Origin of the sequence: Paraburkholderia diazotrophica (assembly GCF_038900755.1) — a bacterium.
In the GTDB taxonomy this organism is placed as follows: domain Bacteria; phylum Pseudomonadota; class Gammaproteobacteria; order Burkholderiales; family Burkholderiaceae; genus Paraburkholderia; species Paraburkholderia diazotrophica_A.
The window spans coordinates 834,493-849,907 of sequence record NZ_JBBPEN010000001.1; the positions used below are offsets into that span (position 1 = coordinate 834,493).

12 protein-coding genes are annotated in these 15,415 nt (G+C 64.4%); 7 read left to right on the forward strand and 5 right to left on the reverse strand.

The window, feature by feature from the left end; genetic code table 11:
• The first annotated feature begins 1 nt into the window (after nucleotide 1).
• The 4 genes from AABE10_RS03865 (at nucleotide 2) to AABE10_RS03880 (ending at nucleotide 4,493) form a co-directional block, all read left to right on the forward strand.
• Nucleotides 2–1,021: a TRAP transporter substrate-binding protein DctP gene (locus AABE10_RS03865; RefSeq protein ID WP_342931942.1), complete on the forward strand. Its 1,020-nt coding sequence runs from the start codon at nucleotides 2–4 to the stop codon at nucleotides 1,019–1,021.
• 9 nt (nucleotides 1,022–1,030) lie between these two features.
• Nucleotides 1,031–1,579, forward strand: coding sequence for a TRAP transporter small permease (locus tag AABE10_RS03870; protein ID WP_342931943.1), 549 nt, complete (start codon nucleotides 1,031–1,033; stop codon nucleotides 1,577–1,579).
• Entirely contained in the window at nucleotides 1,576–2,883 is a 1,308-nt protein-coding gene (locus tag AABE10_RS03875; protein ID WP_342931944.1) for a TRAP transporter large permease, read from the forward strand. The genes AABE10_RS03870 and AABE10_RS03875 overlap by 4 nt, the downstream gene beginning before the upstream one ends.
• A 260-nt stretch (nucleotides 2,884–3,143) precedes the next feature.
• Nucleotides 3,144–4,493 (forward strand): MFS transporter, encoded by a 1,350-nt coding sequence (locus AABE10_RS03880; RefSeq protein ID WP_342931945.1) that lies wholly within the window; start codon nucleotides 3,144–3,146, stop codon nucleotides 4,491–4,493.
• A gap of 76 nt (nucleotides 4,494–4,569) precedes the next feature.
• Here the strand turns inward: AABE10_RS03880 and AABE10_RS03885 are convergent, their stop codons facing one another.
• Nucleotides 4,570–5,457, reverse strand: a complete 888-nt coding sequence (locus AABE10_RS03885; protein WP_342931946.1) for a LysR family transcriptional regulator — start codon at nucleotides 5,455–5,457, stop codon at nucleotides 4,570–4,572.
• Nucleotides 5,458–5,598: 141 nt separating this feature from the next.
• Here AABE10_RS03885 and AABE10_RS03890 point away from each other — a divergent pair, with 141 nt between their 5' ends.
• On the forward strand, nucleotides 5,599–6,774 hold the full coding sequence (locus AABE10_RS03890; protein ID WP_342931947.1) for an MFS transporter: 1,176 nt from the start codon (nucleotides 5,599–5,601) through the stop codon (nucleotides 6,772–6,774).
• Between the two features lie 51 nt (nucleotides 6,775–6,825).
• On the opposite strand, the gene AABE10_RS03895 is transcribed toward AABE10_RS03890, so the two are convergent.
• The 3 genes from AABE10_RS03895 to AABE10_RS03905 form a co-directional block, all read right to left on the reverse strand.
• Nucleotides 6,826–7,095 carry a DUF1488 family protein gene (locus AABE10_RS03895; RefSeq protein WP_342931948.1) on the reverse strand — a complete coding sequence of 90 codons (270 nt, stop codon included), beginning with the start codon at nucleotides 7,093–7,095 and terminating at the stop codon, nucleotides 6,826–6,828.
• A gap of 52 nt (nucleotides 7,096–7,147) precedes the next feature.
• Nucleotides 7,148–7,327, reverse strand: coding sequence for a hypothetical protein (locus AABE10_RS03900; RefSeq protein WP_342931949.1), 180 nt, complete (start codon nucleotides 7,325–7,327; stop codon nucleotides 7,148–7,150).
• A 280-nt stretch (nucleotides 7,328–7,607) separates the two neighbouring features.
• Complete coding sequence (locus AABE10_RS03905) at nucleotides 7,608–8,564, reverse strand: PfkB family carbohydrate kinase (RefSeq protein WP_342931950.1); 957 nt, start codon at nucleotides 8,562–8,564, stop codon at nucleotides 7,608–7,610.
• A 201-nt stretch (nucleotides 8,565–8,765) separates the two neighbouring features.
• Here AABE10_RS03905 and AABE10_RS03910 point away from each other — a divergent pair, with 201 nt between their 5' ends.
• The gene (locus AABE10_RS03910) at nucleotides 8,766–9,971 is read left to right on the forward strand and encodes a zinc-dependent alcohol dehydrogenase (protein ID WP_342931951.1); all 1,206 of its coding nucleotides are present in this window, start codon (nucleotides 8,766–8,768) and stop codon (nucleotides 9,969–9,971) included.
• Between the two features lie 116 nt (nucleotides 9,972–10,087).
• On the opposite strand, the gene AABE10_RS03915 is transcribed toward AABE10_RS03910, so the two are convergent.
• Nucleotides 10,088–12,526, reverse strand: a complete 2,439-nt coding sequence (locus AABE10_RS03915) for a glucose/quinate/shikimate family membrane-bound PQQ-dependent dehydrogenase (protein WP_342931952.1) — start codon at nucleotides 12,524–12,526, stop codon at nucleotides 10,088–10,090.
• Between the two features lie 316 nt (nucleotides 12,527–12,842).
• On the opposite strand from AABE10_RS03915, the gene AABE10_RS03920 reads away from it, so the two are divergent.
• On the forward strand, nucleotides 12,843–15,284 hold the full coding sequence (locus tag AABE10_RS03920; RefSeq protein WP_342931953.1) for a glycosyl hydrolase family 65 protein: 2,442 nt from the start codon (nucleotides 12,843–12,845) through the stop codon (nucleotides 15,282–15,284).
• Nucleotides 15,285–15,415 lie beyond the last annotated feature (131 nt).

A 15,415-nucleotide genomic window follows, 5' to 3' on the forward strand; every position in this document is an offset into this window, starting at 1 on the left:
GATGAAACGACTTCGTTATCTGTTGACGACGCTGATGGCGGCCGTGGCGTGTACCGTCGCCGCGTTGCCCGTGGCGCATGCGGACGATGCGATCACGCTGAAGATGGCTCACCAGTGGCCCGACGATCCGAACGACTACGTCGTGCAGACGGGCAAGAAGTTCGCGCAGGAAGTGATGCAGCGCTCGGGCGGCAAGATCCATATCGACATCTTTCCCGCCGAATCGCTGGTGAAGGCGCTGAACATGCATACGGCGCTGCGCAACGGGAGCGTCGATCTGGCGATCTATCCGTACATCTATGCAGCGGGCGCGATCCCGCAGATGAACCTGATCCTGTTGCCGGGCCTCTGGAAGACGCCCGACGACGTCTACCGCTTCCGCACGTCCGCGCCGTGGCGCGAACTGGAAGCGAAGATGGAAGCATACGGCTTCAAGACCTTGTGCTGGATACAGATATCGGGCGGCATGGCGTCGAAGGGAAAGCCCGTCAACGTGCCTGGCGATCTCTCGAGGACGAAGGTGCGCGGCGCCGGCAAGATGATGGAGGCGGCGTTGCAGAGCGCGGGTGCGAGCACGGTGTCGATGGCTTCGTCGGAGACGTATAACGCGATGCAACTGGGGCTGCTCGATGGCCTGTGGACGTCGTCGGGCACGTTCGGCTCGTACCGTCTCTATGAGGTGGCCAAGTACTACGACTCGCCCGAGCAGTACAGCATCTATTACACGATCGAGCCGATCGCGATCAGCATGAAGACCTGGAACAAGCTGACGCCCGCGCAGCAGAAGATCCTGACGGACGTGGGGCAGAGCCTCGAACAGAGCGCATTCGAAGGCGCGAAAGCCGACGACCGCCGGGTCGCGCAACTCTTTGCGAGCCACGGCGTGCAGATCCACAAGATGACGCTCGACGAATGGACGCAATGGCAGAAGCTGTTCCAGCAGGTCAGCTTCCCGAAGTTCCGCAACGAAGTGCCCGACGGCGCGCGGCTGCTCGATCAGAGCGTCGCGCTGTACAAGTAGGAGGCAGGCATGCGAGGGCCGCTCGATCGTCTCGTTCATCTGCTCGACGTCTTTTGCAAGGGCGTCGCGCTGTCGGCCGGTGTCGCCGTGATCGCGACGGTCGCGGTGATTTCGTATGGCGTGATGGCGCGCGAAGTGTTGCATCTGTCGGACGTCTGGGTGACAGAAGTGACGACGTATCTGATGGCGTATATGACGTTCGTCGGCACGGCGGCGCTCGCATGGCAGTCGCGGCATCTTAAGATCGACGTGCTCGGACATCATCTCGGCGAAGGCGGCAAGCGTGTGCTGGCCGCCGTCTCGACGATCGTGATGTCGGCTGTCGCCGTCGTGATCGCGGTGCTGGCCGTGCAGTTCTGGTGGGACGCGTACACGAGCGGCGAGCGTTCGTGGGGCATGTTCTCGCTGCCGCTGTGGATACCCTATCTGTGCCTCGTCGCCGGCACGCTGCTGCTGACGCTCGTGCAACTGGTGCGGCTCGCGACGATCGTGTTCGCGCGCCGCGAGCTGACCCACGATCTGTCCGTCGAAGAACTCGTGCTCGGGAGAGACAAGTGACCCAGCTTTTCATCGGCGCCGGCATGTTCGGCGGGCTGCTCGCGGTGCTGTCGTTCGGCGTGCCGATCGCGTTCGCGCTGTTGTTCGTCGCGCTCGTGTCGCTGTTCGTCACGGGCGGCGGGTGGGATGCGCTGAATCTGATCCCGAGCACGTACTGGGGATCGGTGGCGACCTTCACGCTCACTTCCGTGCCGATGTTCATGTTCATGGGCGCGATCGTGTCGGCGTCGGGCATGGGCGCGCGGCTCTATAGCGCGCTCGCGACGATCCTCGACGGCGTGCCGGGCGGTCTCGCCGTCGCGACGACGCTCGCGTGCGGCGTGATGGCGGCCGTATCGGGATCGAGTGTCGCGACGGCGGCGGCGATCGGCGGGTTCGCCGTCTCGGAGATGCGGCGGCACGGATTGCCTGCGTCACAGGCGTGCGGTTCGGTGGCGGCAGGCGGAACGCTCGGTATCCTGTTGCCTCCGAGCATTCCGCTCATCGTCTATAGCGTGATCGCCGAGCAGTCGATCGGCCGCCTGTTCGTCGCGACGCTGGTGCCGGGTGCAATCATGGCGTCGGCGTTCGGCGTCTATCAGATGGCGCTCGCGCTGCGCCGCAAGTCGCGTGGCGAACGCCGCACGCGCCCGCTTGCGCCGCTCAGCGCGCGCATCGTCGCGCTGAAGGACATCGGGCCGTTCGCGCTGCTGATCCTGATCATTCTCGGCTCGCTGTATCGCGGGCTCGCGACGCCGCAGGAAGCGGCGTCGCTCGGCATTATCGCAAGCCTGATTCTGGCGGGCGTCGTCTACCGCGAACTGAACTGGCGGAAGTTTCACGAGATTCTCATCAACGCGGCGCAAAGCAGCGTGATGATCCTGGCCGTGATTTCATCGGCGATCGTGTTCGGCTATGTAATGACGACGAGCCAGGTGGCCGCATCGTTGACGCAAGCGGTTGCGGGCGCTCACGTCGAGCCGTGGGTGCTGTTCATCAGCATCAACCTGCTGCTGATCTTTCTCGGCTGTTTCATGGAGACCATTGCGATCATCGTCGTGACGATGCCCGTGCTCGTTCCTGTGGTGCAGGCGTATCACTGGAACCTGATCTGGTTCGGCGTCGTCGTCGTGATCAACATGGAGATGGCGCTGATCCATCCGCCCGTCGGACTCAACCTCTTCGTCGTGCAAAGCGTGGCGCCCGACGTGCCGCTGCGACGCATCGTGCTGGGGACGCTGCCCTATGTGTTCATCATGGCAGGCGTGCTTGCGCTGATCGGCATCTATCCGCAACTGACGATGCTGCTTTTCAATGGCGCGTGACGGGAAGCACGTCAAAAACGTACAACAACATCGAAGCAAAGCGTTCTCGCGTGCAACTGTCTGGCGATTCACGGCCGCATCTTGCGGAACGTGTTGCTGATGAATGCTTTCGCAAGGAAATTCTTTCCGAAGGTTTGCTCTCGATACTTTGCCAGCGAAGCCCCTTCCTTTCAAACGGCCATAAATCGCTTTTGCGCGCGCGGCCTAAGGAGTAGTCTCGTGAAGCATTGATACCGGATCAATTTCGGAGGAGACAACCGATGGAGCTGGAAAACCGCACCATGCGGCGCGTGATGATGCGTCTCGTGCCATTCCTGATCGTTTGTTATTTCATTGCCTATCTCGACCGCGTGAATGTCGGCTTCGCGGCGTTGCAGATGAACAAGGAACTGGGCTTTTCGGCAAGCCAGTTCGGTTTCGGTGCGGGCGTATTCTTCATCGCGTACTTCTTTTTCGAAGTACCGTCGAATCTTCTGCTCGAGCGGTTCGGCGCGCGGCGCTGGATCGCGCGGATCATGTTCACGTGGGGCATTCTCGCTGGCCTGATGGCCTTCATTCCGGATATTTCCCGATATACGGGAATGTCGTCGGTTCATGTGTTCTACGGGCTGCGTGTGCTGCTGGGCATCGCCGAAGCGGGATTTTTCCCCGGCATCATTTTCCTGCTGACGTTGTGGTTTCCCGCCGTGTATCGCGGGCGGGTCGTCGGCTATTTCATGGCGGCGATTCCGTTGTCGACGGTGATCGGCAGCCCGATATCGGGCGCGCTGCTGTCGCTCGATGGTCGCGGCCAGCTCGCGGGCTGGCAGTGGCTCTACCTGATTGAAGCGTTGCCGGCGCTGCTGCTTGCGTTTGTCGTGTACTTCTACCTGACGGACAAGCCGGCCGATGCACACTGGCTTTCGACTGACGAGCGCGACTGGCTCGTCATGCGCCAGGCAGAGGAACGCAGGCAACGGGAGGCCGTGCGTGCATTCAGCGTGAAGGAGGCGCTCATCAATCCACGTGTGCTCGCCATTGCGTTGATCTATTTCGGTGCCAATGCAACGAACTACGGCCTGAGCTTCTTTCTGCCGCAGATCGTCAAGTCGTTCGGCCTGACGAACGTGCAGACAGGTTTCGTGACGTCGCTGCCTTATGTGGTCGGCGTGATCAGCATGATCGCGTGGGGCCGCCACTCGGACCGCAAGCTGGAGCGCCGCTGGCACGTCGCGATTGCATTGCTGGTCGCGGCGGGCGGCATTGCGGCGTCGGCTGGCCTCGACAATCCCGTGCTGAAGATGGCCGCGCTGTCCATCGCGGGGTTCGGGATCTTCGGTTGCCTGCCCGTGATCTGGACGTTGCCGGCCGCTTTCCTGTCAGGCGCAGCGGCTGCGGGCGGCATCGCCGCGATCAATTCGCTCGGCAACCTGGCGGGCTTCTTCGGACCTTATGCGATGGGCTGGATCAAGGACAGCACGGGCGGGTTCGGCGCGGGTCTGCTGTGTCTCGCGGGCGCGGGTATGATCGGCGTGGCGGCCGTTCTGCTGCTGCATCACGACCCTTCGCTCGAAGCGGCATCGACGGACGATCTCGACGACGCCCGCCGCGCAAGCACCGTCGGGCCGTAGGCGCATGGCGTGTGCGCGGCGACGGCGCAGTCGCCTCACCGCGCCACGCGTTTTACCGCTAAATGCGCGAAGCCCGTCAGCGGCCGGGCCATTGTTCGACGAGGTAATCGACGAACGTCCGGATCTTCGGCGATGACAGCTTCGCGCGTTCGAACAGCACGTGGACGGGCGTCGCGGGCGGTGCGTACTTCTCAAGCACGAGCCGCAGGCGTCCCGCCTCGATATGCGCCGCGACCTGCCATCCGGGCGCGCGCACGACGCCCGCGCCTTCGATCGACGCCGACACGAGGGCATCCAGGCTATTCATCCACAGACGCCCCGTCACGCCGATGCGCGAGCGTGTCGCGCCCGACTGGAAGCGCCAGTCGACGGGGCCCGGCGCGTCCGAGAACACGAGGCAATCGTGCTTGCGCAGATCGTCGGGCGCGCGGGGCGTGCCGCGCCGCGCGAGATACGCGGGCGCCGCGCACACGACCATCTGAATGTCATCGAGCTTGCGCGCAACCAGACTCGAATCCGGCAGACGGCCCACGCGCACGGCGAGGTGCAGGCCCTCTTCGACGAGATTGACCACACGGTCGACAAGCACGAGATCGACGGCGACTTCCGGATGAAGCGCGAGAAAGCGCGGCAGCAGCGGCGCGATCACGAGCCGGCCAAGCAGATTCGGCGCGCTGATCCGCAGACGGCCGGACAGCTTGCCGCGACCGGCCGACAGCGCACTGCCGAGCTCATCGACCTCGCCGAGTATCGCTTTCGCACGGTCATACAGAATGCGTCCTTCGTCCGTCATCGCGAGGTTGCGCGTGGTGCGCCGGAGCAACTGCGCGCCGAACTGCTCTTCCAGCGCCGAGAGGTGCCTGCTCACCGAAGTCAACGACATCGGGATTGCGCGCGCAGCCGCGGACAGGCTTCCCGCCTCCACGACCCGCACGTAGACGTTCATTGCTTCAAATCGGTCCATGATTCGAGTCTCCCGGATTTCGCAAGGGTGCTTGCCGATTGACAGGGATACCGGCGATTTACGGAATAGTCTACATTCGTTGCGCAAGAGGCGGCCGATGGCGGCATGTGTCGCCCCGCGTCCAGGCTTTGGAGCGCAAGGATGAAACGTTCGATCTACTGGCTGATGGCAGCCGCGGCCGGCATCGTGGTCGCGAACAACTACTACAACCAGCCGTTGCTGGCCGAATTCGCGCTTGCGTTTCATGCGAGCGAGCGGCAGGCGGGAACGGTGTCGGTGGCTGCGCAGACAGGTTATGCGCTCGGCCTGCTACTGTTCGTGCCGCTCGGCGACATGCTCGAGCGCCGCTCGATGCTGCGCGCGTTGCTATGCGCCGCGAGCCTTTCGCTCGTTGCCGTCGCGCTGTCGCCGACACTGAACTGGCTCGTCGCCGCCAGCTTCGTGACCGGCCTCGCGAGCGTCGCGCCGCAGTTGCTCACGCCGTTCGCGGCGCAACTGGCTGGGCCTCAGCAGCGCGGCGAAGCGGTCGGCATCGTGATGTTCGGGCTGTTGTGCGGCATCCTCGTGTCGCGCTCGATTTCCGGAACGATCGCCGGGCACTTCGGCTGGCGCGCCGTCTATTGGCTCGCGGCGGCTGCGATGCTCGTCACGGCTGCCGTGCTGTCGCGCATGTTGCCGCGCGGCCAGCCGAGCTACACGGGCACCTATCGCCATTTGATGGGTTCGCTCTGGACGCTCCTCCGCGAAGAGCCGCTCGTGCGTCAAACGTCGGCCATCGCGGCGCTTCAGTTCGCCGCATTCAGCGCGTTCTGGGCAACGCTGGCGTTTCACTTGCGCAGCATGGACGCGAGTTACGGAAGCGAGGTGGCGGGGCTGTTCGGACTCGTCGGCGTAGCGGGCGCGCTTGCATCGACGAGCGCGGGCAAGCTGATCGACACGCGCAATCCGCGTCTCGTCGTGCTGGCGAGCGGCGCGATCTTCGTCGCGGCGTTCGCGATCCTCGCACTGGCGGGTTCCACGATCGCGGGGCTCGTCGCAGGCGTCATCGTTCTCGACCTCGGATTGCAGAGCGGGCATGTCGCGAACATGGCGCGCAATATGAGCATCAGAAGCGACGCCAGCAGCCGCATCAATACGCTTTATATGGCGATTCGCTTTGCGGGCGGCGCGCTCGGCTCGTCGTTGGGCATCTGGGCGTGGAGCGTATGGCACTGGCCGGGCGTATGCGCGGTCGGACTGCTGCTCGGATGCGGGTCGCTGATGTTGCAGGCGGGGCCTGCGGGTGAGACGGCGCATCGGCAACGATCGCGCGGTTGATGCGGGCGGCGCGACGGCGGGCTATGCCACGCAATGCTTTAGCCGTTGAGCTCAACGACGCGCGAAATCGTCCGCCGTCAGCTCGATATGCGCGGCCTGATGCGCGAGCAGCTTGCGCTCCGCGATGGCGCGGATGCGGCCATAGCCGTCGCGGAAGGTCTTCAGCACGCGTGCGTCGCTCGCCTTCGGTTCGAGCCAGAAATACGCTTCGAGCGCAGCGATGCTGATCACGCATTCGACGGTGCTGTTCTGATGCACGAGGCCGAATGTCACGCCACGGCCATTTGCGAGCACCTGCGGTTCCAGATCGAGTGTTTCCATCGGCAATCGGAAGTCAGCGCGTCAAGGGGCGCTTTCTGGTTGAGTGTCGGCCTCACGAATGGCTGTTCTTGATGCGCTCGACAGCCACGAGCAGATATGGCAGGTACTCTTGCGGAAACTCGTCGCGCTCGCCCAGCCGTTCGAGCACATGAACGAGCACATAAGGAAGAATGCGCCGCGCCGGCTGTTCGTCCGAATCCACTGGCAGTGGCAAATCACGAATGCTCGTCATCTGGTCACCTCTCTTCTTGCGTCCTGGCGTCATTGCGGCGCGATCACCCGGCACTGCATTTCGATCGCGGCTACGCGCCCTCAATTGTCAAACGGATTCTAGCCGCGCAGAAAGTGGTTGCGGAGAAGCGCGATGTGTCCGAAAGCGGAATATTCCGGACATGCCTGTCGCTACTGGACTTCGCACCGATGGGTTCTCGCGGGATGGGTGCGCGGCGGGAAAGAACAGGGCGGGGCAGGGCAGACGGGTCAGACATGCGGCGCGGCAATGCGCTCGGGCATCAACCATCGATTCTTTCCGTGGTCAGCTTCGCGGACCACGTTTCGATCTCGTCGCGCCGTCCGTAGGCCGGTTGCGACCCCCATCGCGTGACGGCGAGATTCGCAGCGGCAGTCGCAAAACGCAACGCGGCATCGAGCGGGCGCCGCTCGGCGAGCGCGGCGGCCAGCGCGCCCGTGAACGCATCGCCTGCGCCCGTCGAATCGACGACGTCCACCTTGCCGACGCGTACGGCAATCACGCCGTCATCCGATACGGCGATGCAGCCGCCATCGCTGCGCTTCACGACCGCGAGCGCGACGCCGCGATCGTGAAGGCAGCGAGCCGCGCACACGACATCTTGCCCGAATTCGATGCGAATGCCTGTCAGCGCGGCCGCTTCTTCTTCGTTGGGCGTTACTGCGTATACGCCGGACCACAGATGTTGCACCCGTTGATCGAGCGCATGCGCCGGCGGCGCCGGGTCGAGCACGACGCGCGCGCCTCGCTCGATCGCGGCATCGAGCAACGCGGCGCATGCACCGGCCGCGATTTCGCAGTCCATTGCCACGACGGCGTCGCGTGGCGCCGACGCGAGCGCGCGGGTCGCGAGATCGATATCGCTTTCGTTCCAGGCCTCGTTCGCATTCGACGCGAACACGATGCGTTTTTTGCCGTCGGGCGGCACCACGATGATCGACACGGCCGTTGCGACACCTTGCGCAACGCCGACTCCATTCACGTCGACGCCGATGCCGCTGAGCGGCGCGAGCGCTTCGTTGCCGAAATCGTCGCTGCCGACCATGCCGATCAGCATCGCTTCGTGTCCGAGCAGGCGCGCGAGATACGCACGGTTCGCCGCCTTGCCGCCCGATAGCCGCGAGAAATCGCGGGCGCGAACGGTCTCCGCGCCAGGCGGCTCGTCGATGCGCATCTGGAGGTCGAGATTGATGCTGCCGATGCTCACAACGGTGGCCACGATGCAGTACCCCCAAGGCTGACAGGAGATGTCGGGACACGCCGCAAGTCGCGGGCCCGCTATCGGGACACAGCGGAACGCAGCGGAACGCGGGACTCGAACGGCACGTCGGCGCGGGAATGGCACATGCGGCTGATTCGCACAGATGCCCGCGTCTAGCGGGCGCGTTTCGATTCATGTTCATCAAAGGGAGTGCGCAACATGAGAGCAGTCGTATTTCACGGTATCGGCGATATCCGGCTCGACACCGTTCCCGATCCCGTCATCGAGCAGCCTACAGATGCCGTCGTGCGCGTGACATCGAGCGCGATATGCGGCACCGATCTGCACATGGTGCGCGGCACGATGCCGGGCATGCAGCCGGGGACGATACTCGGGCACGAGGGCGTCGGCATGGTCGAGGAAGTGGGTCGCAACGTGCGCAATCTGCGTCCGGGCGATCGCGTGCTCGTGCCGTCGACGATCTCGTGCGGCTATTGCGCGTACTGTCGCGCGGGCTATACGGCGCAATGCGACACCGCGAATCCGAACGGGCCGCTTGCGGGCACCGCCTTCTATGGCGGCCCGAAATCGACGGGGCCGTTCAACGGCTTGCAGGCGCAATACGCGCGCACGCCGCTCGCGAACGCGAGCCTGCTTCGGCTGCCCGACAACGTCGACGACGATCGCGCGATCCTGATGTCGGATATCTTTCCGACCGGCTATTTCGGCGCGCAACTCGCGGAGATCAAGCTCGGCGATACGGTTGCCGTGTTCGGCGCGGGGCCTGTCGGCCAGTTTGCGATCGCCAGCGCGAAGCTGATGGGCGCGGGCCGCGTGATCGCCGTGGATCGCGTGCCTTCGCGTCTCGACATGGCGCGCGCACAAGGCGCCGAGGTCGTCAACTTCGACGACGACGATCCCGTGCAGACGATCCTCGAACTGACGGGCGGCATCGGCGTCGATCGCGTGATCGATGCAGTGGGCGTCGATGCGCAGCGCGCGGAACAGGGCCCCGCCGCAAACGCTCAGACCGACAAAGGCAAGTTCGACGAAGAGCTCAGCGAGATCGCGCCCGAGCAGAACGTGCAGGACGGTCAATGGAAACCCGGCAGCGGTCCATCGCAAGTGTTGCAGTGGGCAGTGAAGGCAGTGGCGAAGGCGGGCACGCTATCGGTGATCGGCGTCTATCCGATGAACGATCGTTTCTTCCCGATAGGCGAGGCGATGAACCGCAATCTGTCCGTGAAGATGGGCAACTGCAATCATCGCTCGATCGTGCCGCGGCTGGTCGAACTCGTAGCGAACGGCTCATTCGATCCTGCGTCGATCCTCACGCATCGCGAGCCGATTACGAATGCGATCGAAGCGTACCAGGCCTTCGACAAGCGCGAGCCGGGCTGGATCAAGGTCAAGCTGGAACCTTGAGCAGCACCGGGCGTCCGGCATTGAGCGTTCTTCAAGCAATACGGATCGCAGTGTTAGCGGGCCTCCTGCCGAGCCATGAAGCCCGCTAACGTGCACTTGCCGCTGATGAACGAGCGTCACTTGTTGGGCAACGCATACGCGATCACATAGTCGCCGAGCTTCGTGCCGAACGAGCCGTGCCCGCCCGCGGCGATGACCACGTACTGCCTGCCGTTCATCTCGTAGGTCATCGGCGTGGCCTGTCCGCCTGCGGGCAGGCGCGCGCGCCATAGCTCCTCGCCCGTGTCCGTGCTGAACGCGCGCAGATAGTTGTCGGCCGTCGCGCCGATGAAGAACACATGACCCGCCGTCGTGATCGGGCCGCCGAGCATCGGCATGCCCATCTTGAACGGCAGCGGAACAGGCGCGCTGTCGCGCACCGTGCCGATCCGCTTCTTCCACACGATCTGGTTGGTCTTCAGATCGACGGCTGCGACATAGCCCCACGCGGGCTGCTTGCACGGCAGTCCGACGGGTGATAGGAACGGGTTCAGCGTCACGCCGAACGGCGTGCCGTATTGAGGCTGGATGCCGACCTCGGTGCCCGTGCCGGCGGGACCGGCCTCCGCCGGCTCGATCGGATTGCCGGGGCCGCGCGGCATCAGCCGCGAGACGAACGGCAGAGCGATCGGATTCGCGATCGCGATCTGCCGGTCCGTATCGACGGCGAGCCCGCCCCATTCGAACATGCCGAGATTGCCCGGGAACACCAGCGTTCCCTGCTCGGATGGCGGCGTGAACGTGCCTTCGTAGCGCAGCCGGTGAAACATCACGCGGCACGCGAGCTGATCGTACATCGTTGCGCCCCACATGTCGGCGCCTGTGAGATTCTTCGTCGGACGGAAGGTCAGTTGCGAGAACGGCTGTGTCGGCGATACATGATCGCCTTTCGCAGCGCCTTGCGGCACGGGCTGTTCCGGCGCGGGCACGATCAGCTTGCCCGTGCGGCGATCGAGCACGAACAGGTTGCCTGTCTTCGCCGGCACGTAGATCGCGGGCACGACATTGCCGCTGCTATCGGGGATATCCGCGAGCGTCGGCTGCGCGGGCACGTCCATGTCCCACAGATCGTGATGGACCGTCTGATAGAACCACGCGAGCTTGCCCGTCGATGCATGCAGCGCGAGCAATCCGCTTGCATAGCGCTCGTTGTCGGGCGTGCGGTCGCCGCCCCAGATGTCGGGCGTTGCCACGCCCATCGGCAGATAGACGAGATCGAGCTTCGCGTCATAGGCGGAAGGCGCCCACGAGTTCGGCGAATTGTGAATGAAGCTGTGCTGGTCGTCGGGAATCTCGTTCGGTGTTTTGGAGCCGGGATCGAAGGCCCACACGAGCTTGCCCGTTTCGACGTCGAAGCCGCGTATCACGCCAGAAGGTTCGCGCGTCGAATAGTTGTCGGTCACGGACCCCGCGACGACGATGATCTTGTCGGTGACGATGGGCGGCGATGTCGGTTCGTACTGCCCCGATGTGGTGACGGGCTGCAGATGCTGGAGATCGAGGTCGCCGTTGTTGCCGAAGCCGGCGCAGCGCTGGCCCGTTGCAGCATCCAGCTCGAACAGATGGCCGTTGTTGACGGGCAGGATCACGCGCCGCGCGCAAGCGGGCTGCGCGCCTTGCGCGGCGCCGCTGCTGGCGGCGGCCGTCTCGTGATACGACACGCCGCGACAGGTCACGTGCTGGAAGCTCGGGTCGGCCTTCAGGCCCGGATCGAAGCGCCACTTCTCCTTGCCCGTCGCGGCATCGAGCGCGAACAGGATCTGGTGCGGCGAGCACAGGTACAGCATGTCGCCGGCCTTGATCGGCGTCACTTCGTTCGTGATTTCGACGGGATCGTTCGGGCCTTTCTTGTCGCCTGTTTCGAATGTCCACGCGACTTGCAGATCCTTCACGTTGTGCTGGTCGATCTGCGTGAGCGGCGAATAGCGGGTGCCTGCCTGCGTGCGGCCGTACGCCGTCCAGTCCTCGCGCGGGACATCCGTTTGCGCTGGCGCCGCCGCATTCGTCGCCGCGTTTGCCGCGACCGTGCCGTTGATCTGCTGCGGATCGTTGAACGCGGCATACGCGAGCGCGATGCCCGTGACGACGAGGCACGCGACGAGCGCGAGCGCGCCGGCTCGCGCCGACGTGCCGAACGCCTGAAAGACGAACGTCAGCAACAGCCACAGGCCGAACAGCACAAGGATATCGGTGCGCGGCACGAGCGCCCAGAAGTCGAAGCCCGATTCTGCGATGGCCCACGCGAGCGTGCCGATCAGCAGCAGCGCATAGAGCAGCAGCGCGAGCCCATTGCGTCGATATGCAAGCCACGCGACCACGAGCAGCACGATCCCGGCAACCACGTAATAAGGCGACCCGCCGATCGCGACGAGCCACGCTCCGCCCGCGAGCAGATACAGCCCCGACAGCGCGGCAAAGAGCACGCTCAACCAGCTTGCGATGTTCAATGGGGGCCTGGGCTTTGACGCGTCACCCGAAGAAGCCCTGGACGCGTCCGCTTTCTTTTCGTCGTTCATGCTGTATCCCTCCGGATCGTCGGCGTGCCGATACGAAATGCATGTTCGGCCGGTATGCGCAAAACATGCGCGAGCAATCTGATCTGCAACCTCGCGATCAAGCATGTTGCGCGCCCGGCTTGCATGCATCGCGGATCATGGGCGACGTCATAGGCAACGACGCGAGCGACGTACGCCGGTGCGATCGATGATGGCACGTTTTCGCGCATTGAGTCTTCATCGGTGACACCCGATTTTCGTCACGCGGCGCAGGGAAAATTTTCAATCGACGACATCTGACGATGCGCCGGGTTCGTTGATTGCTCGCCGAGCGCTCATGAATCCTGACACGCATCCGTTGCGTTTCGATGCCTACGATCCGCGCGACGAGCGGCGCCGCGAGTCGCTGCTCGGTCTCGGCAATGGCGTGCTGTTCGTGCGTGCAAGCGCGCCGGAACAACGCCTCGCGCGTACCTTCGACTTCCCGGCAAACTACCCGCTGGACGAAGCGCACGCGCACTATCCCGGCATCTATCGCGCGGGGCTTTACAACTCGATGACAGCATGTGCGAACGGCGAGACTTTGCGCGCGGCATTCCTGCCGCGCTTGCCGGATGCGACGGTGCTCGCGGTTCGGCGCAGCGGCGAGCCGTGGCTCGGCTCGCAGACGGCGCAGCTCGTTCGCTACACGCATGCGCTCGACATGGAGACGGCGCAGGCAACGCGTACGCTTTTGCTGCGCTTGGCGGACAGCACGACGCAGATCGTCGAATCGCGTTTTGTCAGCGCGGCGCATCCGTCCGTGTTCGTGATTCGCTGGCAGGTCACGGCGTGCGACTGGTCGGGGCCGCTCGATATCGCCGACGGCACGGACGGCGACGTGCGCAACGCGATCGTCGAAAGGCAGCGCGCGTTCGACGGCCGCCACATCGTCGATGCGATGCACGCGATGCAGCCCGATGGCGTGCTGCTGACGAGCGCGATGTTGTCGGGCGCGCAGGTGAGCATCGCGATCGGATCGCGTGTGGACGTGCAGTGCGCGAGTGAGGAAATCGGCTCACGCGTCGAATGGAAAGAGGGCGCGGCCTGCTTCACGCGTCGTACCGTGCATCTGCGCGCGGGCGAGACGGTATGCATCGACAAGATCGTGTCGGTGCATACGTCGCGCGATGCAGTCGCTCCCGACCCCGCCGATGCGGCGCTTGCTGCCGTGCATCGCGCACGCAACGCAGACAGTCTGTATGACGCGCATCTTCGCTCGTGGCAGCCGACGTGGGACGGCGTGCGCGCCGATGGCGACGACGAACCGCTCGTGCGTCAACTGAATCTGCGCGCATTTCACGTACTGCAGACGGTCTCCGCGCATTCGGCGCTCGAGGACGCGGGCATTCCCGCGCGCGGCTGGCAGGAGGGCTACCACGGCCATGTGTTCTGGGACGACCTGTTCGTGCTGCCCGTCGTCACGCGTGACGAGCCGGATCATGCGCGCGGGCCGCTGCTCTATCGCTACCGGCGTCTCGACGTGGCTCGCTTGGCGGCGCGCGCGGCGGGTCTCGAAGGCGCGATGTATCCGTGGCGAAGCGCGGCAACGGGCGATGAAGAAACACCGCGCCTGCAGTTCAATCCGCTCGACGGCCGATGGATGCGCGACCACACGCGCCTCGAACGGCATGTCGGCTCGTCGATCGCGTGGAATATCTGGCGCTACTGGGGTGCATCGGCGGATGACGGATTCTTTCGCGATCGCGGTGCGGAGATGATCATCGAAATCGCGCGCTTCTGGGCGAGCGCGGCGGCCTTCGACGAACACAGCGGCCGCTATGCGATCGACGGCGTGATCGGGCCGGACGAGTATCACGATCTATCGCCGCAAACGCACAGGCCCGGCTTGCGCAACAACGCATACACGAACGTGATGGCGATGTGGACGCTGCGCTGCGCGCACAAGGCGCTGGCAGCGCTCGTCGAGCGCGACCGCGCCGCGCTGGCGCGCAAGATTGCGTTGCGCGACGACGAGCCTGATCGATGGCTCGACGTTGCGCGCAATCTGGCTGTGCCTTTCGTCGACGATGGCGTGATCGAACAGTTCGAAGGCTTCGCGCGCCTGCGCCGAGCCGCCGATCCGAAAGGACTCGCCGATGACGGCGCGCGCGTGGACTGGTCGCTCGAACGTGCCGGCGATACGGTGAACGCATGGCAGGTCGCGAAGCAGCCCGACGTCGTGATGCTGTTCTATCTGCTCGGCGAAACGAACTTGCGCGAATTGCTCGCACAGGCGGGCTATGCGTTCGACGCAACTGCCGCGCGCCGCACGCTCGACTATTACCTTGCTCGCATGACGCACGAATCGAGTCTGTCGCAGGTGGTGTGCGCTGGCGCGCTCGCGCGCGGCCAGCCCGAGCGATCGTGGCAGTACTTCTCCAATGCGCTGGCAACCGATGTCACGCCGCGCGAGGGCAGCGCTCACGAGGGATTGCATCTGGGCGCGCTGGCGGGGACGCTCGATGTCGTCGTGCGTCATTATGGCGGCGTGGACTTCGAAGACGGCGTGTTGCAATTCGATCCTGCGTGGCCGCGAGAATTGCCGCGAACCTGCCTGTCGCTGATGTTCCGTCATCAGCAGTTGCAACTCGAAGGTGGCGTGCAGGCCGTTGCGCTGCGTGCTGCGCGCGACAACACGCAGGAAGTCGCTGTCGCCGCGCGCGGACGACGCATCATGCTTGAACCAGGCGCTGCGTTGACGATACGCGCGGGCAGCGGCGCTATCGCGATCACGTGACTGCGCGCGTCGATTCGCAGGATCTGCAAAAACCCATTCGACGAACAGATGCGCGGGCGACATCGTCAGAAGTTCAAAGATGGTTAAATCTGCACGATCGACGTTGATGCCTGCGGGACAACGAACGAGAA